Annotated in this window: 22 protein-coding genes and 1 tRNA gene; 8 read left to right on the top strand and 15 right to left on the bottom strand. The window is 54.6% G+C overall.

The annotated features are described in order from the left end of the window. Positions 1-107 precede the first annotated feature (107 nt). Positions 108-1,364: a nucleoside permease gene (locus F3J30_RS13000; protein ID WP_166717515.1), complete on the top strand. Its 1,257-nt coding sequence runs from the start codon at positions 108-110 to the stop codon at positions 1,362-1,364. An 82-nt stretch (positions 1,365-1,446) separates the two neighbouring features. On the opposite strand, the gene citG is transcribed toward F3J30_RS13000, so the two are convergent. From citG to F3J30_RS12960, 8 genes are read right to left on the bottom strand one after another with little or no spacing between them, the layout of a single operon-like run. Then, positions 1,447-2,250, bottom strand: coding sequence for a triphosphoribosyl-dephospho-CoA synthase CitG (gene citG, locus F3J30_RS12995; protein ID WP_166717514.1), 804 nt, complete (start codon positions 2,248-2,250; stop codon positions 1,447-1,449). Further along, positions 2,228-2,767 (bottom strand): citrate lyase holo-[acyl-carrier protein] synthase, encoded by a 540-nt coding sequence (gene citX, locus F3J30_RS12990; protein WP_166717513.1) that lies wholly within the window; start codon positions 2,765-2,767, stop codon positions 2,228-2,230. Before citX ends, citG begins: the two co-directional genes overlap by 23 nt. After that, the gene (citF, locus tag F3J30_RS12985) at positions 2,764-4,287 is read right to left on the bottom strand and encodes a citrate lyase subunit alpha (RefSeq protein ID WP_166717512.1); all 1,524 of its coding nucleotides are present in this window, start codon (positions 4,285-4,287) and stop codon (positions 2,764-2,766) included. Before citF ends, citX begins: the two co-directional genes overlap by 4 nt. Before the next feature lie 10 nt (positions 4,288-4,297). Further along, a complete protein-coding gene (gene citE, locus F3J30_RS12980) occupies positions 4,298-5,173 on the bottom strand; it encodes a citrate (pro-3S)-lyase subunit beta (RefSeq protein ID WP_014071714.1) in 876 nt (291 codons plus the stop codon). After that, on the bottom strand, positions 5,170-5,463 hold the full coding sequence (gene citD / locus F3J30_RS12975) for a citrate lyase acyl carrier protein (RefSeq protein ID WP_014071715.1): 294 nt from the start codon (positions 5,461-5,463) through the stop codon (positions 5,170-5,172). Before citD ends, citE begins: the two co-directional genes overlap by 4 nt. Before the next feature lie 16 nt (positions 5,464-5,479). Next, positions 5,480-6,505: a [citrate (pro-3S)-lyase] ligase gene (gene citC, locus F3J30_RS12970; protein WP_166717511.1), complete on the bottom strand. Its 1,026-nt coding sequence runs from the start codon at positions 6,503-6,505 to the stop codon at positions 5,480-5,482. Positions 6,506-6,518: 13 nt separating this feature from the next. Then, complete coding sequence (locus tag F3J30_RS12965; protein ID WP_014071717.1) at positions 6,519-7,382, bottom strand: fumarylacetoacetate hydrolase family protein; 864 nt, start codon at positions 7,380-7,382, stop codon at positions 6,519-6,521. A 17-nt stretch (positions 7,383-7,399) separates the two neighbouring features. Then, positions 7,400-8,761 (bottom strand): 2-hydroxycarboxylate transporter family protein, encoded by a 1,362-nt coding sequence (locus F3J30_RS12960; RefSeq protein WP_166717510.1) that lies wholly within the window; start codon positions 8,759-8,761, stop codon positions 7,400-7,402. A 346-nt stretch (positions 8,762-9,107) separates the two neighbouring features. Between F3J30_RS12960 and F3J30_RS12955 the strand changes: the two genes are divergently transcribed. Then, entirely contained in the window at positions 9,108-10,745 is a 1,638-nt protein-coding gene (locus F3J30_RS12955) for a sensor histidine kinase (protein WP_166717509.1), read from the top strand. Continuing rightward, entirely contained in the window at positions 10,735-11,427 is a 693-nt protein-coding gene (locus F3J30_RS12950; protein WP_166717508.1) for a response regulator, read from the top strand. Before F3J30_RS12955 ends, F3J30_RS12950 begins: the two co-directional genes overlap by 11 nt. Positions 11,428-11,525: 98 nt before the next feature. Here the strand turns inward: F3J30_RS12950 and F3J30_RS12945 are convergent, their stop codons facing one another. Further along, positions 11,526-13,661 (bottom strand): ornithine decarboxylase, encoded by a 2,136-nt coding sequence (locus F3J30_RS12945; RefSeq protein WP_166717507.1) that lies wholly within the window; start codon positions 13,659-13,661, stop codon positions 11,526-11,528. A 399-nt stretch (positions 13,662-14,060) separates the two neighbouring features. Here F3J30_RS12945 and F3J30_RS12940 point away from each other — a divergent pair, with 399 nt between their 5' ends. After that, positions 14,061-14,774: a DUF554 domain-containing protein gene (locus F3J30_RS12940; RefSeq protein ID WP_166717506.1), complete on the top strand. Its 714-nt coding sequence runs from the start codon at positions 14,061-14,063 to the stop codon at positions 14,772-14,774. 95 nt (positions 14,775-14,869) lie between these two features. Further along, a tRNA-Phe gene (locus F3J30_RS12935) sits at positions 14,870-14,945 on the top strand. Between the two features lie 171 nt (positions 14,946-15,116). Here F3J30_RS12935 and F3J30_RS12930 read toward each other — a convergent pair. After that, positions 15,117-15,761 (bottom strand): alpha/beta hydrolase, encoded by a 645-nt coding sequence (locus F3J30_RS12930; RefSeq protein WP_348771118.1) that lies wholly within the window; start codon positions 15,759-15,761, stop codon positions 15,117-15,119. 384 nt (positions 15,762-16,145) lie between these two features. Here F3J30_RS12930 and F3J30_RS12925 point away from each other — a divergent pair, with 384 nt between their 5' ends. Next, a complete protein-coding gene (locus F3J30_RS12925; RefSeq protein ID WP_247650584.1) occupies positions 16,146-19,193 on the top strand; it encodes an autotransporter domain-containing protein in 3,048 nt (1,015 codons plus the stop codon). 45 nt (positions 19,194-19,238) lie between these two features. Here F3J30_RS12925 and F3J30_RS12920 read toward each other — a convergent pair whose 3' ends face one another. The 4 genes from F3J30_RS12920 to F3J30_RS12905 are packed head-to-tail and all read right to left on the bottom strand — an operon-like array spanning position 19,239 to position 22,242. Next, the gene (locus tag F3J30_RS12920; protein WP_166717504.1) at positions 19,239-19,868 is read right to left on the bottom strand and encodes an NrsF family protein; all 630 of its coding nucleotides are present in this window, start codon (positions 19,866-19,868) and stop codon (positions 19,239-19,241) included. After that, positions 19,855-20,412: a sigma-70 family RNA polymerase sigma factor gene (locus F3J30_RS12915; RefSeq protein WP_166717503.1), complete on the bottom strand. Its 558-nt coding sequence runs from the start codon at positions 20,410-20,412 to the stop codon at positions 19,855-19,857. Before F3J30_RS12915 ends, F3J30_RS12920 begins: the two co-directional genes overlap by 14 nt. Before the next feature lie 22 nt (positions 20,413-20,434). After that, complete coding sequence (locus F3J30_RS12910) at positions 20,435-21,670, bottom strand: thioredoxin family protein (protein WP_166717502.1); 1,236 nt, start codon at positions 21,668-21,670, stop codon at positions 20,435-20,437. 20 nt (positions 21,671-21,690) lie between these two features. Continuing rightward, the gene (locus F3J30_RS12905; protein ID WP_166717501.1) at positions 21,691-22,242 is read right to left on the bottom strand and encodes a peroxiredoxin; all 552 of its coding nucleotides are present in this window, start codon (positions 22,240-22,242) and stop codon (positions 21,691-21,693) included. 298 nt (positions 22,243-22,540) lie between these two features. Between F3J30_RS12905 and F3J30_RS12900 the strand changes: the two genes are divergently transcribed. Further along, positions 22,541-23,104, top strand: a complete 564-nt coding sequence (locus tag F3J30_RS12900; RefSeq protein WP_166717500.1) for an N-acetylmuramoyl-L-alanine amidase — start codon at positions 22,541-22,543, stop codon at positions 23,102-23,104. Between the two features lie 48 nt (positions 23,105-23,152). On the opposite strand, the gene gss is transcribed toward F3J30_RS12900, so the two are convergent. After that, entirely contained in the window at positions 23,153-25,015 is a 1,863-nt protein-coding gene (gene gss, locus F3J30_RS12895; protein ID WP_166717499.1) for a bifunctional glutathionylspermidine amidase/synthase, read from the bottom strand. 155 nt (positions 25,016-25,170) lie between these two features. Here gss and F3J30_RS12890 point away from each other — a divergent pair, with 155 nt between their 5' ends. After that, positions 25,171-25,719: a thioredoxin gene (locus F3J30_RS12890; protein ID WP_166717498.1), complete on the top strand. Its 549-nt coding sequence runs from the start codon at positions 25,171-25,173 to the stop codon at positions 25,717-25,719. Positions 25,720-25,721: the final 2 nt, after the last annotated feature.

Raw genomic sequence — 25,721 nt, 5'->3', positions numbered from 1 at the left:
CGGGAGGTAACAAAACATATCGTTGCCTGCTGATAGAATTGCATCAAATACCAACCCTGAATGTTTCAATAACAACATATCTCCCGCTCACTTGTGAGGAAAGTAACATGAACCTTAAGCTGCAGCTTAAAATCTTGTCGTTTCTGCAGTTCTGCCTGTGGGGTAGCTGGCTGACTACACTCGGCTCCTATATGTTTGTGACGCTCAAGTTCGATGGTGCGTCTATCGGTGCCGTATACAGCTCGCTCGGTATTGCGGCTGTCTTCATGCCAACGCTGCTGGGTATCGTGGCGGACAAATGGTTAAGCGCAAAATGGCTGTACATGCTTTGTCATCTGGTGGGTGCGGGGACGCTGTTTATGGCAGCCGAAGTCACCACGCCTGGCGCGATGTTCATGGTGATCCTGCTTAACTCGCTGGCCTATATGCCAACGCTTGGCCTTATCAACACCATCTCCTACTACCGCCTGAAATCAAACGGTATGGATATCGTGACTGACTTCCCGCCAATCCGTATCTGGGGCACTATCGGTTTTATCATGGCGATGTGGGGCGTGAGCTTCGCGGGCTTCGAACTGAGCCATATGCAGCTCTATATCGGTGCTGCGCTGTCTGTTGTGCTGGCGATCTTCACCCTCACCCTGCCGCACATTCCGGTGTCTAACCAGCAGAAAAACCAGAGCTGGAGCACCATGCTAGGCCTGGATGCATTTGCGCTGTTCAAAAACAAACGCATGGCGATTTTCTTTATCTTCTCCATGCTGCTGGGTGCGGAACTGCAAATCACCAATATGTTCGGCAACACCTTCCTGCACAGCTTCGATAACAACCCGCTGTTCTCCGGTAGCTTTATCGTTGAACACGCGTCGGTGATGATGTCTATCTCTCAGATCTCTGAGACGCTGTTCATCCTGACCATCCCGTTCTTCCTGAGCCGCTACGGTATCAAGAACGTGATGCTTATCAGTATCGCGGCCTGGATGTTGCGCTTCGGCCTGTTCGCTTACGGCGACCCAAGCCCGTTCGGCACCGTGCTGCTGGTTCTGTCGATGATTGTTTACGGCTGCGCCTTCGACTTCTTCAACATTTCAGGTTCCGTGTTTGTGGAAAAAGAAGTGAAGCCTGAAATCCGCGCCAGTGCACAGGGTATGTTCCTGATGATGACCAACGGCTTCGGCTGTATTCTGGGCGGTGTGGTGAGCGGTAAAGTGGTTGAGATGTACACCACCAACGGTATCACTAACTGGCAGCCAGTGTGGCTCATCTTCGCCGCATACTCGCTGGTACTGTTCTTCGCGTTTATCGCGCTGTTCAAGTACAAGCATGTTCGCGTGCCAAACGGTGCGCAGCCGATTGCGCATTAATTGTGGTGCCCGGTGGCGGCTTCGCCTCACCGGGCCTACAAAAACACAGAGAATAGGCCGGGTAAGCGTTAGTGCCACCCGGCTATTTTATTGCAGAAAGCACCCACCCCACAGACAGCAAATCCGCACTGCCTCCCGGGCTCAGGTTCCGTTCAATCAACGCGTTATCCATTTTAAGCAGCGCGTCACGATCCCAGCCGTTGGTGATTAATTCCCGCGCGTAGCCCTGCACGTAGCGCAGCCCGTCGATACCGCCGCGCGATACCAGGTTACTGTCCTGATTTATCGCCATCAGGCCTAGCAGCAACTCATGAAGCGAACGCCCGCGCCACTTCGCCAGTGCGTCGCGTACCGTTGAAAAACCGCTTTCGGCCTCACCGCGCGCGCCGGTTAAGCCATACAGCTTAAACTGCCGCTCGCCCGCCGTCGCCTGCCCACTGCGCTCTGTCAGCTCGCGCGCCACCAGCCCACAACAGATGTTACTCACCTCACAGCACAGGCTCTGTGCGCTCACATTTTTCACCCGTCCGGAAGCAAAACAGAGCAGGCCGAGGGCAAAAATCCCGCCTTTGTGGGTGTTCACTCCACCCGTTGCGGTATACATCGCCTGTTCGCAGGCCATGCCCATCGGGCGGATAAGGCGCAGCTGTTCTGCCACAGGTTTATCTGCATGGGCATCGCCCAGCGCGGCAAAGCGCGTAAACCACGGCGTAATGGCCGCAATGCTGCGGGCAAACAGGGCGTGGTCCATATCACGATGGGAACCGTTATTGAGCTTATCCACCAGCCCCGGTTTGGGCGTCAGCTCCAGCTCCTGCCAGAGCGCCTCTTCCGCCAGCCCGGGCACATCCCACAGGCGCGGTTTAGTCGCGAGCAAACCAGTCATCAATCATCTTCTCCACGCGAGCCGTCACCTGTTCAACAGGATGATTTCGCGAACGGGAACAGGCGTGGGCGGGCTCGTCACAAATCAGGCAGCGACGCAGGTTCGCACCTAACGATACCCGGCCAACATGGCCGTTTTGGGGGCAAATCACATCCAGATCCCAGAGCCTGCCGAGCGGATGCGTCTGTTCCAGCTCTGCACAGTGGGCTTTCATTTCCGCCGCCTGATGGGCTACACACCACAGTGCCTCTGGCCCTGTCGGCAGCCACAAAACCTGACGGTCGAGCACCTGCCAGCGGTTCTCCCACAGCAGTTGATCGCACATCTGTAACGCCACGCCCATCGTATTGCGATAACGCAGGCTGTCTTTGATTTCACCCGGTGTGACCAGGGTAAGAGAAATCACCGGTTGTTGATAATGCGCAAGCCAGTCAGCCTGGCGTGCTGCGCGGTGCTCTTTCGCCGCCAGCAACGCTTCCAGGCTGACACCCGCCTGCACGGGTGTCGCTGTTGTCATGATGACTCCTTCACCTGTCTGACGGTGTCGATCACACTGCCGTCTCGGTAGCGGATCACACCCACAATTTTGTCGGTAAATTCAATCGCTTTTGGCACGCCCGTGAGCGAAATAGCCCGCTCGTACAGCGCATTGATATCGACGATTTTCAGCCCGGCCTCAAGCAGGCGCTCGCGGATCTCCGGGCGCGCCGGGTTGACCGCAATACCGTGGTCAGTGACTAACACATCGATGCTCTCCCCCGGCGTCAGACGAGTGGTCACGCGCTTCACCACCGTCGGAATGCGGCTACGTAACAGCGGTGCTACCACAATCGTCAGGTTCGCCGCCGCGGCAACATCGCAGTGTCCGCCAGATGCTCCGCGCATTACCCCGTCAGAGCCGGTGATCACGTTCACGTTAAAATCGACGTCAATTTCCAGAGCACTAAGGATGACAACGTCAAGCTGGTCGCAACATGCGGCTTTGCTGCCAGGGTTGGCGTAAACATTGGTGGAAATCTCAACGTGATTCGGGTTGCGCGCCAGCGATGCCGCCGCCTGCCCGTCAAAACACTGGGTATCAAGCAGCTTTTCGATAAGCCCTTTTTCGTGCAGATCCACCAGGCTGCCGGTGATGCCGCCGAGCGCAAAGCGTGCTTTCACGCCGCTACGCTCCATCTTTTCTTCCATAAAGCGCGTGCAGGCAGTGGCCGCCGCGCCGGAACCGGTCTGCATGGAGAAACCTGGTTTGAAATAGCCGGAGTGTTCAATCACATCCGCCGCGTAACGGGCAATCATCAGCTCGCGTGGATTGCTGGTCACGCGCGCAGCGCCAACGCTGATTTTGGCCGGGTCACCCACGCTCTCGACCTGCACGATGTAGTCCACCTGATCCTGCACCAGGCTGGCGGGCATATTAGGGAATGGCACCAGCTCTTCGGCCAACAGCACCACCTTGCGGGCAAAGTGGGCGTCCACCATGGCGTAACCCAGCGAACCGCAGCTCGATTTCCCGTGCGTGCCGTTGGCGTTACCAAATTCATCGCTGCACGGGACGCCGAGGAACGCAACGTCGATATTCAGCTCCCCGTCCTGCAATAATTTGACGCGCCCGCCGTGGGAGTGGATTTGCACCGGCTCGTCCATCAGCCCGTGAGAGATGGCATCTGCCAGCTTGCCGCGCATCCCGGAGGTGTAAATACGGCTGATCACGCCGCTTTGGATATGTTCAATCAGCGCATCATTACAGGTCATCAGCGAGCTGGAGGCCAGGGTCAGGTTTTTGAAGCCCATCTTCGCCAGCAGGGCCACCACGGTGTTGATCACCCGATCGCCTTCGCGAAACGCATGGTGAAACGAAATGGTCATGCCGTCCTGCAAGCCGCTGCGTAACACCGCCTCTTCAACGGATGCGCACAGCTTACGGGTATGCTTCTCTTCCGGGCTGTTCAGCCACGGCGTCGCGCTGTGGGCGGTATCGAAAGGGGCTAACGCCCGCAGATGGGGAAAATTCACATGGAGAAGTTCTGTCTGATTCATTTTGTAATCCTTAACGACGCACGCCGGAGGCCGCCGCGCGTTCCAGCACCATCTGCGCGTGGTTAATAATCGGGGCATCGACCATTTTGCCGTTGAGCGATACCACGCCAAGGCCGTTACGTTCGCCCTCTTCTGCTGCTTCGATCACCCGTCTGGCGTGATCCACTTCCTGCTGGGTTGGCGCATAGGCGTTGTGCAGCAGGTCAATCTGGCGCGGGTTAATCAGCGATTTGCCGTTGAAACCCATCTTGCGGATCAGTTCCACTTCACGCAGGAACCCGGCTTCGTCGTTTACGTCTGACCACACCACGTCAAAGGCGTCGATACCGGCGGCACGCGCCGCGTGCAGCACGGCACAACGGGCGTAGAACAGCTCGGTGCCGTCGCCGCGCTCGGTTTGCATGTCCATCACGTAGTCAAAGGCCGCCAGCGCGATACCGATTAAACGCGGGGAGCTGCGGGCAATAGCCACGGCGTTAATGACGCCAATAGCCGATTCAATGGCCGCCATCACACGGGTTGATCCCACTTCACGCCCGCATTCGCGCTCGATGCGCTCCAGGTGGCCTTCCAGTTCAGCAATATCGTCAGGCGTATCGGTTTTCGGCAGACGGATCACGTCCACACCGGCATGCACGGCGGCTTCCAGATCCAGCAAGCCAAACGGCGTGCTCAGTGGGTTAATACGCACCACGGTTTCGATATCCTGATACATCGGGTGTTGTAGCGCGTGGAAGACCAGCAGGCGCGCGGTGTCTTTCTCGCGTAGCGCCACCGCATCTTCAAGGTCGAACATGATGGAGTCAGGACGGTAGATAAACGCCGTTGAGAGCATGGCGGCATTCGCCCCCGGCAGGAACAGCATACTGCGACGGAGTTTGCTCATTTCAGCGCCCCCCAGTTGATGGTCTGTTCTTCTGCGGCGCGCATAATCGCGCTTTGCAGACGGGCGCGGATCACACAATCCAGCGCCCCTTTATCTTCAACAATGATCAATCCCTGCTGTACGTTCATCGCGCGTAATGTCTCATCAACGACCTGGCGGATCTGTTCGCCAAACTGCTTGATCACTTCACTGTGAATGACAATCTCCAGCTCACCGTGAGCGGGAGCGATTTTCACCATCAGGTCGCTGGACTCCTGCGTTCCGGCCAGCGCCTCCCTTACAATTTTCATGATAAATTCCTGAGAGTTATGCGACTTCCGCGCGCGCACTGTAGTGCGCTTCGAGATGCGCGAAAGTGGATTCCGGGACAATCTCCCGGATCCGGGTAAACTGCTGTGTCTTGAGTAAACGGCGTACTTCTGAGGCGGAAATGGCGTTGCCGGTAGCTTTTATGCGCGGCATTTCCACCACCTCGATGCGGGAAGAAAGCAGCGCGTGTAGCGTCTGGTTGTACTGACGGGTGATATCGCAAAACGGCTCTGAACCGATAAACCGGTGGGTGATCCCCAGGGCAGGTGCAATGTGATCCCGGAAGATCAACACATCGATTTCACTCCACGCCTGCTGCACTTTGCCGGTATCTTTCAGGAAATAGGCCGGGAAAGTCGCGCGAGAGATGATGTACTGCGAGCCTTCATGCACAATCACGTTTGTCAGATGCGCCACACCTGCACGCACCATCTCCAGACGTGCGCTGAACGGGAAGAAAGACGCGTCTTCACGCACCACAATCAGATGCAATACATCGCACTGCTGCGCGGCCTGCTCCACCAGATGACGGTGGCCGAGAGTGAACGGGTTAGCGTTCATCACAATCGCCCCCACCTTCTCGCCACACTTGCGCTTAGCGCTAAGCGCACGGCAGTAACGTTCAATGCCCTGCGGCGTGTTCTCCATTAACACGGCGTTGTTACCGCTCTGGGCAATGGGCCAGAAGCCACTGCGGGAAAAGCGTTCTTTATTGCACGGACGTGTGCACAGAAAGAGATGAAAGTGACCACGTGCCAGCGCCGCGTTCTCCACTTCTGCCAGTAGCCGCGCGCTTAGGTTCTCGCCACGAAGCTGCTCGTTTACCGCCACACATTTGATGACGTTACCGGCAAGGCCTGCGCAACCCACCAGCTGCATTCCGGCCCAGGCCTCAACGAACAGCGTAATGTCGTTGTCCAGGCCAAGACCGCTGTCTGCCAGTAAATAACGGATCTGACTTAAGCGTTCCGGGTGTTTCGCCACGTCTGTCAGACGAAAATCGATAGTGGGTTGCGATTGCATACTGCCGCCTTACTTAATGTGCTGCCGCAAGCGTGGTTGCTGGCGCTTCCATGATCACGTTACTCAGATGGCCGATATGTTCGATCTCCACCTCAATGCGATCCCCCTCTTTCATAAACAGCGGTGGGTTGCGCTTTTTACCTACGCCACCCGGGGAACCGGTGATGATCACATCGCCCGGGCTCAGTCGGGTGAAGGTGCTGATGTACTCGATCAGTTCCGCGACCTTGTGGATCATGCTGCTGGTGTTGTCTTCCTGCACCATGCGGCCATTCAGCCAGGTGCGGATCGCTAACTGGTGCGGGTCCGGGATTTCATCCGCCGTGGCCATCCACGGACCGAACGCCCCGGTCTGACGCCAGTTCTTCCCGGCGGTAAACCAGGTGTGCTGCCAGTCGCGGGCTGAACCGTCCATGTAGCAGCTGTAACCGGCCACGTGGCGCAGGGCATCGTCGCGGCTGATGTTTTCTCCACCTTTACCGATGATCACCGCCAGCTCGCCTTCATAATCGAACTCGCTGGAGTGGCGTGGTTTCAGCACCGGCTCGTTGTGGCCGGTCTGGGAATCCGGGAAGCGGACAAACAGCGTTGGCGCCGGGTTGTGCTGGTCGAACTCCTTGCGCTTGTCGGCATAATTCATGCCCACACAGAGGATTTTTTCCGGCTGCTCAATCACCGGTAAAAAGGTGATGGCGCTCATCGGCACATCCACAGCATCGTTGAGATAACGGGTGGCCTGTGCCAGCCCATTCCCCTGCAACAACGCTTTAAGGTCGCTGTAGCGGTCACCCAGACGGCGACCTAAATCAATCACACCTTCGGCCTGCACGATGCCGTAGCTGCGTTTACCCTGGTATAAAAAGCTTGCGAGTTTCATTGTTCTTTCCTGAAAACTTAAACGAGGAAGTTGCCCAGAATCAGCAGTGAGACGGAGACGTTAATCGCACCGCCAATACGGGTAGCAATCTGAGCGAATGGCATCAGGCTCATGCGGTTGCCTGCGGTCAGGATCGCCACGTCACCGGTACCGCCCTGGCCGCTCTGGCAGCAAGAGACGATGGCGACATCAATCGGGTGCATCCCAATCTTTTTACCGACGAAGAAGCCGGTTGCGACCAGCGCAGAGACGGTGCTCACAATCACCAGCAGGTTGCTGATGGTGAACGCAGCCACCAGTTCGTGCCACGGGGTGATAGCCACACCGACAGCAAAGAGGATCGGGTAGGTCACAGAGGTCTGGAAGAATTTGTACACCACCTGAGAGCCTTCAAGCAGACGCGGGGACGCGCCGTTGCAGAGCTTCACCAGCACCGCCATAAACAACATGCCAACCGGTGCAGGCAGGCCAATCAGCTTGTGGCCGAGCATTCCGAGCATGTACAGCAGTACCGCCAGCAGTGCGCCAGACGCAATCGTGGTGACATCGGCTTTGCCAGAGAATGCAGGCTGAGTCACGGTTGTATCGGCATTGGCGCGGTTTGGCATCAGCTGGCCTTCACCGGTCAGATGCGGGTAGCGTTTACCGAGCTGGTTCAGGCAGCCAGAGATAATGATTGCCGTCAGACCACCGAGCATCACCATCGGCAGCACGCGGCCAAGCGCAACGCCCTGGTCCATATGCAGCAAGGTGGCATAACCAATCGAGAGTGGAATAGCCCCTTCGCCTACGCCGCCCGCCATGATTGGCAGAATGATGAAGAAGAAGATCTGGAAGGGTTCAAGACCCAGCGCCAGGCCAACACCCATCCCAACAATCATGCCGACGATTTCACCGCACAGCATCGGGAAGAAGATGCGCAGGAAGCCCTGGATGAGCACAGTACGGTTCATACTCATGATGCTGCCGACGATAATGCAGCAGATGTAGAGATAGAGAATGTTGGTAGATTTGTAGAACTTGGTTGTGGATTCGACCACCACGTCCGGCAGCAGACCATAATAGACCAGCGCAGACGGGATAAAGGTGGCGCAAATCGCCGCCGCGCCCAGCTTGCCGATAATCGGCAGGCGTTTGCCAAATTCACCGCAGGCAAAGCCGAAGAACGCCAGTGTCGCCACCATCACCACGATGTCGCTTGGCAGTTTTCCACCCAGACAGTCAATGGCTATCAGCGCGCCCGCCAGGATAAACAGCGGCAGAGGAATAATCCCGACTTTCCAGGTATCCATAATATGCCACCAGCGCTCCTTGAGCGATGGCCGCTGAATATCAATCGGGTCGTGGGTAACAGAGAAAGAATCGTCAGTTGTGCTCATAATAAGCCCCTTGGTTATTTTGTGCGTTCAGCTTAAAGTCACAAAGGCTTACTTTATGTGAGGAATGGCATATTAAAACCGAAGTTTTAATGGCAGCTATGGTTTTAATGGTTTCTTTTATTTAGTGTGATTTATGCCTTATTAATTGCCGTGGTTTTTATGGTTTTTTTTTCTAAATTGAACAAACAAATAACATTTATGAATTTCGTTTCAGGGCGAGAAACCTTTCAGATAAATCTTTTACAGGCCGTGCTGTGCAAGGGATCACAAGTTTTCGGCAAACCGGGGGCTGGCGCGAGAAAAGATGATATATTGGCGCTTCTCATTGATACCCTGCGTGATAGTTATGAAAGTATCGTTTCAGATTAAGCTGTTTATTTCGCTGGTAGCCTTTTTCTCAGTGCTATTTACTTTACTGGGGGGATATTATTATGTCGATGTTGGCAGGCAGCTTTATCAGGAAATGAGTGCGCGCGCTAAAATACAAGCAGAAGAAATTGCGCTTATTCCGACTTTACGTAATGAAGTCGAACAAAAAGATATCAAGTCAATCCATGACTTTATGCAAAAAATAGCCGCCCACAGTGATGCCAGTTTTATTGTGATTGGCGATAACAAAGGGCAGCATCTGTTCCATTCCGTGTTTGCTGACCGGGTAGGTACAACGCTTGTCGGCGGCGATAACGAAGAAGTGCTGCAGGGGAAAAGCACCACCACCATTCGCAAAGGCGGGCTGGGCATTTCTCTGCGCAGCAAAGCGCCCATCTTTAACGATGCCGGCCAGGTAGTGGGGATTGTTTCGGTGGGGTATCTCACCAGCTATCTCGACACCATTACCGTGAATAAGGTCGTCAATATTCTGATTGCCGCAGTACTGCTGCTTATCGCCCTGTTTATCTTCTCGTGGTTCTTCACCCGCAGTATAAAGAAGCAGATCTTCTCTCTCGAACCACGCGAAATCGGCCTGCTGGTGCGCCAGCAAAAAGCGATGATGGAGTCCATTTATGAAGGGGTGATCGCCATTGATGATGACCTGCGCATTGAAGTGATCAACCAGGCGGCCAGAAAGCTGCTGGGGTTAAGCCAGCCCGCTCGTGAACTGCGCGGCCAGCTGATTAGCCAGGTTATCGATCCTGTCCCCTTCTTCGCCCCGCAAACCATGCTGGCGAAAGACACCCACGATGAGATCTGCCGCTTTAACGATCTCACCGTAATCGCCAGCCGGGTCCGCATCATGCTGGAAAATTCCCTTCAGGGATGGGTGATCACCTTCCGCGATCGCAATGAGATAGACACCCTGAGCGCCCAGCTCAGCCAGGTAAAACGCTATGTCGATAACCTGCGCATTATGCGCCATGAGCAGCTTAACCGCATGACCACGCTCTCAGGCCTGCTGCATATGGGCCGTTATGAAGAAGCCATTGGCTACATTCAGGCGCAATCGGAACACGCTCAGGAGCTGCTGGACTTTATTTCATCCCGCTTTAGCTCACCCACGCTGTGCGGCCTGCTGCTGGGTAAAACGGCCCGCGCGCGTGAAAAAGGGGTCGAGCTGAATTTCGATCCGGCCTGTAGGATGGATACCGTGTTCCAGCCCCTGCACGAAGCCGAGCTGATCTCAATCATTGGTAATTTGCTGGATAACGCCATCGAAGCGACGCAACGTTCTGCGCTGCCACACGCACCGGTGGAGGTGTTGATCAAACTGAACGAACAGGAACTGATCATTGAAGTTGCCGATCAGGGTGTGGGCATCACACCGGAGATCCGCGAGCGGATTTTTGAGCGCGGCATCACCACCAAAACACGCGGCGATCATGGTATTGGCCTGTACCTGATCGAAAGCTATGTCACGCAGGCTGGCGGCTCGATAGAAGTTGCCGATAACATGCCGCGTGGCGCAATTTTCTCATTGTTTATTCCCGCCACGGGAGCCGCCCGGCGTTCCGTACAGGAACTGGAAGATACCGATTATGCAACATGAACTTATCGACGTACTGATTGTTGAAGACGAGAGCGCGCTGGCACAACTCCACGCCGAGCTAATCAGCAAACACCCGCGCCTGCGTCTGGTGGGTATTGCATCATCCCTGGCTGACGCGCAAATGCAGCTCGAAAGCAAACAACCGCAGCTGATGCTGCTGGATAACTATCTGCCCGATGGCAAAGGGATCACGCTTATCAGCAACCCGATGCTGACGCGCGCCAACTGCTCGGTGATTTTCATCACTGCGGCAAGCGACATGGACACGTGCAGCCAGGCCATTCGCAACGGCGCGTTTGATTACATTCTAAAGCCTGTCTCCTGGAAAAGGCTCAGCCAGTCGCTTGAGCGCTTTGTGCAGTTCGCCGAACAGCAGCGAGTCTGGAAGATTGTCGATCAGCAGAACGTTGATTCGCTGTATCAGCTCCAGGCCAAAAACTATCGCCAGGATAATGGCAGTAAAGGCATTGAAGAGAACACGCTGGCGCTGGTGCAGGCCCTGTTTAACCAAAAATCAGCCCACTTTTTTTCGGTTGACGAAGTCGTGACCGAGACGGGATTGAGCAAAACGACAACCCGGCGCTATCTGGAGCACTGCGTGGAGGCGGGATTTTTGAGTGTGGAAATGTTGTACGGGAAAATTGGGCATCCGCGGAGGATGTACAAACGTAGTGCGGCTTAACTCCCCTCACCCCGGCCCTCTCCCCAAAGGGGCGAGAGTGAAAAGACGGCTCCGTGCAATCCCCTCTCCCCTTTGGGGAGAGGGTTAGGGTGAGGGGTCTACTTCAACACATACCCGTACAACCGCTTAATTCCGTCGGCGTCTTTTTCGCTGTAAACGCCCTGCAACTCCGGTGAGAAGCCCGGCAGCAGGTTAACGCCCTCTTCCAGCGCCAGGAAATAACGCTGCACCGCCCCACCCCAGATTTCGCCAGGTACCACGCACAGCACACCTGGCGGGTACGGCAGCGCCCCTTCAGCCGCAATGCGCCCTTCGGCATCACGAATGCGCACCAGCTCGACATTACCGCGAATGTACTCCTGGTTAGCATCCTGCGGGTTCATCACCACCGCAGGCAGGCTCTCCTTGCGGAACATCGCCTTTTGCAGATCTTTCACGTTAAAACTGACGTACAGATCGTGCATCTCCTGGCACAGCTGACGCAATGTGTAGTCGCGATAGCGCACCGGGTATTTCTGATAAATAGTCGGCAGCACGTCCGCAAGCGGGGTGTCATCTTCAATATGCTGCTCAAACTGCCCCAGCATCGCCACCAGCTGCGCCAGCTTCTCGCTGCTTTCGGCAGGCGTCAGCAGGAACAGGATCGAGTTCAGATCGCACTTCTCCGGCACGATGCCATTTTCACGCAGGTAGTGCGCGAGGATGGTCGCGGGGATGCCAAACTCAGTGTAGTGACCGGTTTCCGCGTCAATACCCGGAGTGGTCAGCAGCAGTTTGCAGGGATCGACAAAATATTGCTCGCGGGCATAGCCTTCAAAACCATGCCATTTCGCGCCTGGCTCAAAACTGAAGAAACGACGCTCGCTGGCGATGGTCGATGTCGGGTGATCCTGCCACGGACGCCCTGCCACCACTGGTGGGATAAAGGGTTTGATCATATGGCAGTTCGCAATGATCGCCTTACGCGCTTCAATACCCAGCTCCACACACTCCGCCCAGAGCCTGCGGCCACTTTCGCCTTCATGAATTTTGGCGTTTACATCAAGCGCGGCAAACAACGGATAAAACGGGCTGGTCGAGGCGTGCAGCATAAACGCGTTGTTAAGCCGCTTGTGCGGGCAGAAACGTGCCTGGCCGCGAATATGGTTATCTTTTTTATGGATCTGCGACGTTTGCGAGAACCCGGCCTGCTGCTTGTGCACAGACTGGGTCACGAAAATGCCCGGATCGTTCTCGTTGAGTTCCAGCAATAGCGGGGATGTTTCCGCCATCATCGGGATAAATTGTTCGTAACCCACCCAGGCGGAGTCAAACAGGATGTAGTCACACAGATGACCGATCTTATCGATCACCTGACGGGCGTTGTAGATCGTGCCATCGTAAGTACCAAGCTGAATGATTGCCAGGCGGAACGGCCTTGCCTCATCAGCCTTTTCCGGCGCCGCCTCGCGGATCAGCTCCCGCAGATACCCGTCGTCAAAGCAGTGCTCATCAATACCGCCGATAAAGCCGAACGGGTTACGCGCCGCTTCAAGATACACCGGTGTAGCACCGGCCTGGATCAGCGCACCGTGGTGGTTGGACTTATGGTTATTGCGATCGAAGAGCACCAGGTCGCCACGGGTCAGCAGCGCGTTGGTCACCACCTTATTGGCGGCAGATGTTCCGTTGAGCACGAAGTAGGTTTTATCCGCATTAAAGACTTTTGCCGCGAACTTTTGCGCGTGCTTGGCAGAACCTTCGTGAATTAACAGATCGCCGAGCTTTACATCGGCATTGCACATATCGGCGCGAAACACATTCTCGCCGAAGAAATCATAGAACTGCCGTCCCGCAGGGTGTTTTTTGAAAAACGCACCATGCTGATGCCCAGGGCAGGCAAACGTGCTGTTCCCCATCGCTACATACTGACTCAGGGTGTCAAAAAACGGCGGCAGCAGATCCTCTTCATAACGACAGGCTGCCGTTTCCAGCTCCAGAAACTCCTGCGCTTTACCGGCGATGACTGCCGTCACGCCATCAGGAACATCCGTTGGCTCTTGCGAGAACATAAACACCGGTAACTGGAAGCCGGTACGCTTCAGTAACGCAAGGATGCCGCTGCAACTCTCAGCGACCGTAATGACGACTGCCGCCACGTCGGTAAAATCGGTATTGTCCAGCGTCACCTTTTCGCGGTGCGTAGACACGGTGGACACCAGCTCGCGGCTGACGGCAATTTTCATTGATTTCATAAGCGCAAATACCCGTTTCAGGGGAGAAAAGGCCCCGGACAGGGTAAATACCCTGCCCAACGAATGTGTCTGATCGGAATCAGCTCCGACCGCCAGACATCAGTAAAATCAGAACGCGTCTGGTTTTACTGTTGTCCTGCAGTGAGCCAGCGTTACCCTCACCGCACGGTGAGACAAGAGTAGAATGGCGTGATACGGACAGGCATTCGCGCAGCGGTAAGCAGTGTCAACATTGGCGACTCCGTATCAGAAGAGGAGAAAATTCGCGCAATCATGTCACCTTTTATTTTAGGGTGCAAGAAGGAATCATTATGCACTTAATCATCTAAAGCTAAGCCTTTGTTAGCGAGTCCGTGCAATAATAATGCAATATCAATGATTAAATAACAGGAGCTTACTTTGGTTATCGGTCCTTTTATTAATGCGGGTGCCGTATTACTGGGCGGCGTACTCGGCGCCGTATTAAGCCAGCGGTTACCGGAGCGTATTCGCTCTTCAATGCCTTCCATTTTTGGCCTTGCATCGTTAGGCATTGGTATTCTGCTGGTCATTAAATGTGCCAACCTGCCGGTGATGGTGCTCGCGACCCTGCTCGGCGCGTTGATTGGCGAGTTTTGCTATCTGGAAAAAGGGATCAACAACGCGGTAAGTAAAGCGAAGAACCTGATTACGCGCCCGGGCAAAGCGAAGCACGGCAATCATGAGTCGTTTATTCAAAACTATGTCGCGATAATTATTCTGTTTTGCGCCAGCGGCACGGGGATATTTGGCTCGATGCAGGAAGGGATGACGGGTGACCCTAGCATATTGATTGCCAAAGCATTTCTGGATTTCTTTACCGCCACTATTTTTGCGACCACCCTCGGCATAGCCGTAGCAGCGATTTGTGCGCCGATGCTGCTGATCCAGCTGGCACTGGCAACCTGCGCGACGCTAATCCTGCCACTGACCACTCCGGCGATGATGGCAGATTTTACCTCCGTGGGCGGTTTGCTGCTGCTGGCAACCGGGTTGCGCATTTGCGGGATTAAGATGTTTGCGGTAGTGAATATGCTGCCTGCCCTGCTGATAGCAATGCCGCTTTCTGCGCTCTGGACGCATTTTTTCGCCTGAGATGGCCACAAACTGGCGAGAGAGTGTGCAGTCTGTAACGAAAACAACAAATTTCGTTGACGGCAGAAGGTGGATCAGGTTTAATGCGCCCCGTTGCCCGGATAGCTCAGTCGGTAGAGCAGGGGATTGAAAATCCCCGTGTCCTTGGTTCGATTCCGAGTCCGGGCACCACTATTCAGAAAAACCAGCCTTAGGGCTGGTTTTTTGCTTTTGGGGAAAATGATCCATCCCTCAAACCTCTCAAGGCTACTTGCAGTAATTTCCCACTGTCCAACGTGCTAGCCCAAGTGAATATTCAACGGTAATAAAACATCTGGATATTTGTATTTTTCATCTATTTAATTAGCACCCAGGAAACGGATTCTTCAGTAATTGCGGCCAAATTGCCGCCCAGTCGGAACTGTGCGTCATGCCACTGACAACCTCCACGCGCACGCAATTTCCCCCGACAGCCTGCTGGAAACGCCTTGCAACATCGACAGGAACCGTTTTATCTGCATCACCGCTGTAATGAATTTGCGGCAACGTACGCAATTCAACAGCACTATCGATTGCACTGATGGCATTTGGCATCGGCGTAACATTATGCAAGGTATTCACCCATGCAACGTCGAGATTCCCTGCAACGGTACGTAATGACTGAACATCATGGCGGCGAGCAGCGAGCAACGCCGCGATGTTTCCGCCACCGGAATACCCCACCATATCGAGTTTCACCCCTGGGTAGCGGCTGACAAATACGTCCAGCGCCTCATTCATGGCATCAATCACTACCGCCGAAAAACGATCGTTGGTCCACCAGTTCACCTGACAAGTTGCTGGCAGCGGGGGGCCGATAAACTGGCAAGGCCTGGCAAGATACAGCACATTCTGCTCCGGATCGGCGGCGGCCAGTTTCAACCCGGTAGGCAGATGAGGAGTGGGATCATCAGAGGGCTGGGTACGGCTTTTCCAGGCAAATCCATCGCCTTCAATATAAACACGCATTGATTTCACGGGCGGTGTGAACCGGCCCCATGTCGCTATCACGAAGGAACGTGTCGGTATGTTTTCACTGTTCAGACCAGCGGCACTGGCGATCCGGGCGGCTTCGGTCCGGGAATCGACAGAAACACAGCCTGCAAATAAAAAAGATAAGCTAATCAATATGCCAGCGAATAATACCTTGCCCTTTATTTGCATACCGCTCCATCACCTTAAGTTAAATTAATACCAACATTAAAAACAGGGTCTTATTTCAATATGAAATAATTAAACAAACCTTATTGTTTTCTGCAACAAATTGTATATTCTTCGCCACAACAATATCGGATTAATCCGAATAACATTGCACCTGCAACTACACATATCGCAACTTTGTGGCGGCTCATCATGGAAAAAAAACAACTCAGCCAGCTGATTTCTCTGCTGGTTGCCTCTACGGCAGCACAAGGATTATTAATTAATCCTGCTTTTGCAGTTCCTGGTGTTATTACTATCGACTCAGCACAAAGTAGCATGCAGTTTGCAGGCACTATTCCTGAGATACATATCACCAACACCGGATCGCTGACAGGCAGCCCTACAACGGCATTTACCTTAAGTCAGGGTGGGACACTCACGTCACTGACCAATGATGGCACCATTAGTGATCTTAACGATAATCTCCCAGATCCCGCCAACAGTAGCATTGTTCAAATTGATGGCTCAATTGACACGTTCACCAATAACGGTCTGATTACCAGCACCGATCTCTATAATTATGGTGATATCGTTTCAATCAGCGCTTCAGGTTCTGTAGATACCTTCATCAATAATGGAACCATACAGAACAACCCAAATGGTTATAATTTCGGCATGGTAAATGCCGGCGCTGTCGACAACCAGGGTCATATTCATCAGCTGACCAATACCACTGATGCCGTCATTAGTGGTTATCTTGGCATTAATAACCAGGGCACTATCGATAATATTACTAACAACGGTCTTATTATCTCGAACAACGCTAGTTTTATGCCAATGCCCGGTCAGAATGGTGCGATTAATAATAATGGCATTATTGGGACATTGTATAATTCAGGAACCATCAGCAATGGTGTCACGGGTTTCTTCGATGCTGGTGCCGTCATTAACTGGGGTACTATCCATAACATCGTTAACGACAATGTAATAAGCGGTAGTAATTACGGTATTTCCAACTACGGGTATATTGATACCATTGAAAACAATGGCCAGATCAGTTCCAACAGTTCAGGGATTTATGCCAACACCTCAGGCACCGAAGTCGTCAGTAACATTATTAACAATGGGACTATCTCCGGTGGCTTCTCCGGCATTTACCTCTCAAGCTACAGCAGCCAGAACCTTGAAACGAGCATTGTTAACAACGGTACGTTAACCGGCTCGGGTTATGCGCTTTATATTTATAACGATACCAACGCCAGCTCCAGCATCACGCTGACCAACAGCGGGGTCGTTTCCGGTGATATTTACTCCTCCGGCTCGATGCCATTAGTCATCAATGGCGGGACGGGAACGACAGGAACCTTAACCGGGCTGGCGGGTATCGGTAATATCAGCAGTAGCCGTTCCGACGTCGTGTTTGGCTCAGGCTCACTGCTGCTGAATGATAATGTCTTAACCGGCAGAGTGCTCAACGACACAGCCTCGTTACAGGTTAACAATAACATCAACATTACTGGCGATTATCACCAGAATGCCGCTGCAACGCTGATCTCCGGGATTTCCGACCTGGTCGCAGCAGATGGCAATGTGCAGAGCGATTTCGGCTATGGCCGTTTGAACGTAAGCGGGAACGCCACAATCGATGCGGGCTCCAGCGTGAACCTGCTGCGCACCGGCAACACCTATAACTTCGCCGAAGGGCAACGTTATGTGGTTGTTACTGCTGGCGGTGCGAGCACCAATTTCAATGCAGATCAGCTGAATTACAAAGCGGTAGGCTACACCGGAGCAGTGACAGGAACAGTCGTCGATGACGGTTCCAGTAAAGCACTGGTCTTAACCGTAGGTGCTGAACCCGTGGTCACCCCGCCGCCAGTGGTTACCCCTCCGGTTGTAACCCCACCTGTTGTCACACCTCCGCCGGTTGTGACACCGCCTGTGGTCACCCCTCCGGTTGTGACGCCACCTGTGGTTACCCCACCAGTGGTCACGCCTCCGGTTGTAACGCCACCTGTGGTTACCCCACCAGTGGTCACGCCTCCGGTTGTGACACCACCTGTGGTTACCCCACCAGTGGTCACGCCTCCGGTCGTTACCCCGGAACCAACCCGACCTGAGCTAGCGACCATGCCTGGCGCGAAAGCCGCTCTGGGTGGGCTGGCGAATTACACCGGGATTGCCTCCCCACAACTGCTTGACCTCTACAACGCGTCCCTGGCGATTGAGGGCAAGCGGGAAGCAAACCGTGTTGGTGAGAGCCTGTCATCCGCACAAAACCTCAACACCAGTTCCGCAGCAACGGTTGCTACGTCGACGGCGCAAGCTGTGGTCGGGGCGCATATCGATGCCGTGCGTAACCCGGGCAGCGCCGGAACAAGCGGTGTTGCAACCGGTGACGACTACGAAAGCAACTGGATTGTCTGGGGTCAGCCATTTGGTGGATACGCTCGCCAGGACAGTACCGCAGATGTGAGCGGCTACACGGCGAAATTTGGTGGTTTGATCCTCGGTGCTGACCGTTCGCTGGGCGACGACTGGCGTCTGGGCGCAGCGCTGAACTACAGCAATACCTCTGTTCGCGGTAAAGATAACCTGAGCGGCAACACCTCTACCGCCGACAACTACGGGATCATCGGCTATGCCGGATATACGGGTCAGCCGTGGTATCTGAACCTGTCTGCGGGTCTGAACCGTCAGAATTACAGTTCTGTTCGTCGCGCTGAATTTACCGGTTTCTCCGGCTCTGCCGACGGTAAATTTAACGGTCAGTCCATCACGTTGCAGACCGAGTTCGGCTATCCGTTCACGTTGCCAACGAATGTAGTGTTAACACCGCTTGCTAGTCTGACTTACGGCTACCAGCACGTTGATGGCTACAAAGAAACCGGCGGCAACGGTATGGCGCTTGACGTCAGCAGCAGCCACACACAGTCTGTTGTCAGCGAAATAGGGACTCGCGTTGAGAAAACCTTCGCCACCAGCATGGGTAACCTGACGCCGTTCGTTCAGGTCACCTGGCTGCACCAGTACGATACAAGTCAGGCCAGCAGCCATGCGTCTTATGCCGCAGATGCTGTGGGTGAAACTGGCTTTATCTCCAAAGGTGCCGCCCCGGTGGAAGACATGGCTGGCGTAGCTATCGGCAGCACGCTGTACAGCGAAAATAGCCTGAACCTGGATGCTCGCTACGATCTGCAAGCGGGCGACCGTTACCAGGCGCACACCTTCAGCCTGCGTTTACGCAAAATGTTCTAATCGTGACCGTAAAACGGGGCCTCTGATGGCCCCGTTTTTTTATCCTCAACGTAGCGCAACCCACTTCCAGCCCACGCCCATCGTCCCCAGTACAATCGTCACCACCGCCGCCACATGCAGCAGAAAATCCAGCGGATGCACCTCAACGGGATGGCAAAACGAGAGCAACATTAACGCCATGCAGGCTACACCGGCTCCCGCCACAGCAAGTGTGCGCAGCGGATACAGCGCCCGGGTTCGCCGCAAATAGCCGATCACAAGTACCACCATCGGCGCGCTCACCACCATCATAAAGACATAACAGTTCACCTCATCAGGATGATGGGCCTGCACATGCGTCTGGCCGAGACTTAACCCAACGCTGCCCAGCCAGAGCACCACCAGCGGCACAAACCATCGCCAGCTCAATGGGTTACGCCCGGCGATGCTGAGCAAAAACGCGTTACGAATAGCCAGCGTGCCGGTAACAAACGCCAGGATTAGCTGAAGCACAGCTAACACCGCACCCGGCTGTGACCAGTCGGTTGCGACACGCTGAAACATCAGGCTACTCAGGGCACCGCAAGGCAACGCCATCAGCAGCCAGGCGATGACTCTCCTGCTGTTTGTCCAGGGACGATAAACAGGCTTTGCGTCCCGGCTCAGCTGTTCAATTAACACCTCATGACTGCCCATGATTCGCTCCCATACGGCGAAGATTGGTTAATGCTCTGTGGAGTAATGATTTCACGGCGGCGATGCTCAGGTTATGGCGTGCAGCAGCCTCCGCGAGGCTCATCTCCTGCAAATGGATATGTTCAACAATTTGCCGCTGTCGCGACGGAAGCTGGTCTAATATCCGCGCCAGCTGTTCTTCATTTTCCCGATGTTCCGGGTTTTCTACCATGGCGCCGTCATACGCCCTTTCGTCTTCCGTTTCTCGCTGCTGATAACGCCCACGGCGACGCAACGCGTCAACGGCGCGCGCCTGCACGATAGCCATCAGCCAGGGAAGAAACGGAAACGCCGGGTCGTAGGTGTGGCGAACCCGATGCACCGTCAGCAGGACATCCTGGATGACATCGTCAACCAGTACGCTATCGGCAATCTGCTTACGAACCAGCACCCGAATGGCCGGGACGATGGCCCGCAGCAGTTGCGTATAGGCTTCGCGATCCCCCGCCTGAGCGGATGCCATTAGTGCAGGCCAGCTCTCACGCGGGGCGAGATCGTTATCCATAGTCCGCCACGATATTGTTACCTCATGCTTTTTTACCGGATGCCTGATTCAGGGCATTCACCACAATCGACGGCGTAAGCACCTGCGGCAGCACTTTCGGCGCACTGCCATCCGCCGGGTAGACCACATACAGCGGCAGCCCGCCCTGCCCGAAGGCATTCATCGCATCGTCGATATCAGCATTAAATTTAGTTGAATCGGCGACCATGTAGACGGTTCCGGTGCGGGAAATCGCCTGCTTCACTGCCAGGGTGGATAACGACGTGCGATCGTTTACCTGGCAGGTAATGCACCAGGATGCGGTGAAGTTGACGAAAATAGCTTTGCCGTGGCCGCGCATTTCTGCCACGGTCTGCGGCGACCATTTCACCTCGGTAATGTTACCCGCAAGCTGGCTTTCCGGCTGGGCAGGTTGCGTGTGCATCACGCCCGGTAACGGAGTAATTGCGGCCAGAAACAACACGACTGTCACCGCCAGCAGCGCTTTATAGCTGTGCCCGATAAAGCGCCTGCGCTGGGCGATCCCGTACAGCCACGCGGTAAAACTCACCACCACGGCGCAGGCCAGCATCGCCGCCAGCGCGGTGGTTCCCGCTTGCTGCGCCAGTACCCAGACGAGCCAGGCAAAAGCGCCAAACATGGGAAACGCCAGACCGCGTTTGAGGATATCCATCCAGGCACCCGGGCGCGGTAAGCGCTTCGCCATCCCCGGAAAGAGTGAAATCGCGGTAAATGGCGCGGCAAACCCAAGTGCCAGCGCCAGGAATATCGCCAGCGCCACGACAGGCGGCTGAACCAGCGCATAACCCACGGCCCCTGCCATAAACGGCGCTGAGCAGGGAGTAGCCACCACAATAGCCAGCGCGCCGGTTAAGGCTGAACGCACAAACGCACCGCGCCCTTCGGCGTTGATTTCCCCTGCCCGCTGAAGCGACAACCCAACTTCAAACACCCCAAGCAGGTTCAGCGCCGCGCCCAGAATAATCAGCGCCAACGCAGCGATCACCAGCGGCGATTGCAGCTGGAATCCCCAGCCCACCGCCGTTCCTCCGGCGCGCAGTGCCAGCAGCACGGCCGCCAGCGCCATCATGGTAAATATAACGCCAAGCAAAAAGCCCAGTCCTTCCGTGCGAGCGCTCGCGCTGTTGCCCTGATGACGCAAAAGCCCCAGCGCCTTCAGCGAAATCACCGGAAAGACGCACGGCATAAAGTTGAGAATAATGCCGCCCGCGAAGGCGGCCAGAATAGCCGTTAACATAGAAAACCCCGGAGGCTAAGTTACGAGTGCGATTGCACGTATTTTTTCACGGCATCCATCGTTTTCTGGATATGTTCATCCGGGTTACGGTCGGTGTAACTCAGCAGGATCTTGCCGTCCGGAGCGATAACGTACGAGGTACGGTCAGACAGGGTTTTGCCATTCATCTGCATCAGCGTTTTATACTCTGCCGCCACTTTTGCCCCTGGGTCGGCCGCCACCGCGAATTTGTCGCGGCATTCCAGTTTCGAGAACTCGTCCACCTGGTCGACATTCCCGGCGGTCACCCCCACCACGGTTGCCCCAAGTTTTTTAAAGTCATCCGTGGCTTCGGCAAAGGCGTGAGCCTCCAGCGTACAGCCCTTTGTAAATGCCGCCGGGAAGAAATAGAGCACCACCGGCCCTTTCTGTAGCGCCTGCTGCAACGAGAAGGTCAGCGGTTTACCGCCCAGCGCCCCTTGCAGGCTAAAGTCCGGGGCTTTGTCCCCCACTTCCAGCGCAGCCTGTGTGTTCATGGCAAAAAGGGAAAAGCTCAGTACAGCGGCGGCAGACAACGTTTTCAACGGTTTCATGGTCAGCTCCATCAGGGAAAAAATGCATTACCTGAAGAGTAGTTCGCTAATGATGTCGAAAAGGTTTCGCGGGCCACGAAAAATTTTTCACGTTCCCAATCCCCCTGCAAACGAAGGGTGTTCCTGCCCCTCACTTCGGAATTAAAAATGATTAATAATTAATGGGTTAATAATACTGACTAAGAGAAATACATGACCCCGAAAAAAATAAACAGCCAATACTATTAACGCGTTTTCATCCTGGTTTCATCAACACTCAGTGAGGCGTAATGCAATGTCTGACACTGTGAGGTTACTTATGCACCGAGTTTATGAAACCGATAAATGGCCTTTTGTCGAAGCGCGTTTTTTTACGACAGTGAAAGAACACCGTGATGTTTTGTATGTCGTTATCCACACGATGGAAGCCCCCGGGAAACCCGATACCGCCGAGAAAGTCGCCAAATACTTTAAAACGACAGATCGTGAAGCATCTGCGCATGTCTGCATCGACAGTGACAGCGTGGTGCAGTGTGTGCTGGATAACAACGTGGCCTGGGCAGCCCCGGGAGCCAACCGGACAGGTGTTCACCTGGAGTTGGCAGGCTACGCTAAAACAACGCCAGAAGAGTGGAAAAGCGCGTACAACGGCTTACTGCTGAATAACGCAGCCGATGTGGTGGCACAATATTGCCTGAAATATGATATCCCGGTGAAAAGACTCACCAATAATCAGCTCGGGGCTGGCGATGTGAAAGGAATTATCGGCCACGATCAGGTGACGGCAGTTTTCAGAAAAGGCACACATACCGACCCCGGGAAAAACTTCCCGTGGGAATTTTTAATCGACCGCGCCAACTATTTTTATGCCAAAAGAAAATAACGCAGAAGATCAACCGCTCCGGGGATAACGTCCCCGGAGCGGTTAGCATTACTTATTCTTCTCGACAATTAACGGCTCAATATCGCTCTCTTTTTTCACCACCAGCGTATCGTCCCCGCGCAAACAGGTGCCGCCATAGTTTCCGCCCACGGTAAAGGTACATACCTGAATGTACTTGCCATCGACGTTTGGCAGGCACCACAGCTGCTGGTAGATGTTTTTACGGTCAGCAAATTTGCCGCTGGATTTGTCCAGCAGTTCATCCTGCGGGCTTATCAGGTCGATATTGCTGCCGCAACGCCCGGCAATCGGTTTAGCGGCATAGCCGGTCTGTTTCAGCAGATCGTTAACCTCAAAATCGGTATCCAGCAGGTAACGGTGGTTCGGGAAGAGCTGCCACAGCACCGGCAGGATCGCCTTGTTGCCCGGGATGACCGTCCACAGCGGCTCGAACACCAGCACTTCCGGGCGCAGCAGCACATCAATCAGGCGTACGTCACCTTCAGGATGCCCGGTACGGATCGGCACAGCGGCGTATTCGGTTTCGCTCACTTCACGGATTTGCTCAATCGCCGTTTCCCAGGCCCAGGTTTTCCATACGCAGTTCACGTGGCGACCTTCGTCATCGACCAGCTGCCCGGCGTTGTCCCAGCTTAGCGCGCCAAGTCCGTGCAGGATCCTGGTTTCAAACCCGGCCTGGATTAGCGAACGCTGGATAAACAGGGCGTGGTAATCCTCTTCGATATCGTTGTCCTGCATGATGTGAACAAATGGCCGTGCGTGGCTGTGTTTCCATGCGCCGGTAAGTTCTTCCAGCAGCCCTTCAGCCGGATTGTGGCCGTTTCCGCGATAGCCGTTTTTCACCCACTCTTCGAGGATCAACCCACCCTCGGTGTGACAGGAAGCAGAATCGGCGTTGTACTCGTACACCTTCAGGCCGCGCTCATCCATACAGAAATCCATACGACCGGTGATCATATGGTGACGACGCCATTGCCAGGAAAGACGCAGACGCGGCCAGAGAATTTTCGGGATGTCGAAAAGCGCCAGTAAGTTATCGTCTTTCAGCACCTTGTCGGTGGCGTGCAGGTACATCAGATGCAGTTCGTTGGTGGCTTTGATAAGTTCCTGCTCGGCACTTTCGGTGATGGTGAAATACTGGCAGGGATCTTTATTGATAAAGTGGCCGTTCGCCTGGACGTAGGCCTTCTGAAGGGCATCGTCTTCGTTGAGCCATTTCCCGTCGAACTGACGTTTATTTTTCAGCCGCGCACCGCTGATTTTCAGCAGCTCGCCGTCGATTTCCGGCTGCGGCAGGCTGTGTTCGGTGTCATCGGTCTGGATCATCCAGCCGAGGATCTCGGTGTCGTTAAAGGTGTCATGAAGGGTGTAACACCCGTTCTCAACACTCAGGCGCAGTTCGCGCGTCCATTGCTGCCCCAACGGCAGCGGCGAGTGAATCACGTTCTGCTCCGCAATGCGGATCTTATCGTCCAGCAGCTGGGTGATTACGGCAACGTGCCCGGTTTCGTGGAACTCGCCGCCCTTTTGCCAGATCAGTAACGCCCCGGCCTGCGGCGCGCGTTTTGAGCCATTGGCAAAGGCCTGCAAGGGCAAGATGTTATCGTTTACCACTTCACGCAAAAAGCGCAGCGAGAAGATCTCCCACGCCATGCCGACATCGGTAAAGACAACACCGTAGTTGAGGAACAGGAAACGGCGGGCGAACTCAACACACTGCCACTTGTGGCCCATGTATTCGTTGCTGATATAGCTTCTGAAATCCGCGTCTTCCGGGTAGTTACGCGGATCAAGGCTGCCGTAATTTGAAGAGTAAATCGCCACGCCACCCGGCGCATAACCTAACAACGTCCCGAACGGAGCGTCACTGCTTAACTTTCCTTTACGCATGTATCCAACCTAAAACAGGCAGGCGGCAATTTTTTGAAGGGTTGTCGTCGTCTGCACGTTGTAATTAACCTGACAGAGGTGGATTTATCATACACCTGCGTGGCAAATTATTCGTCGCGACAATAACTAAAAAATTCACAACATCAGGAGTCAACATGAGCTTACAGGCGCAACCGCTGGAATGGGGTCACGGCCCACGCACTTTTGAAGTGTTCCTGGAACCAACCTGCCCTTTCTCGGTTAAAGCATTCAACAAGTTAAACGCGTTCCTGGAACGGGCTGGCGCGGATAACGTGACGGTCAAAATCCGTTTACAGTCTCAGCCGTGGCATCTGTTTTCCGGCGTGATTGTGCGCTGCATTCTGGCAGCGTCGACACTGCCGGATGGCAAAGCCGCAGCGCATAAGGTGATGCAGGCCGTGGCCGATCATCGCGAAGAGTTTGAATTTACCGACCACTGTAGCGGCCCGAATATGCAGGCGACGCCGGAAGAGATCGTCGCGCGCATTGAACGTTACAGCGGGGTGCAGGTTGCAGAGGCGTTTGCCCGCCCGGAATTGCAAACCGAGATTAAGTGGCACTGTAAATATGCGCGCCAGAACGGTACTCACGTCTCTCCGACGTTTATGGTCAATGGCCTGGTGCAGGCGGATTTGGGCAGTGGCGATGACGTCGACGTGTGGGCGAAGCGGGTTCTGGGGTGATC

This window comes from Enterobacter sp. Tr-810, from assembly GCF_011752765.1.
Classification (GTDB): Bacteria; Pseudomonadota; Gammaproteobacteria; order Enterobacterales; family Enterobacteriaceae; genus Enterobacter; species Enterobacter soli.
This window is presented reverse-complemented; position numbering and strand designations above follow the sequence as displayed.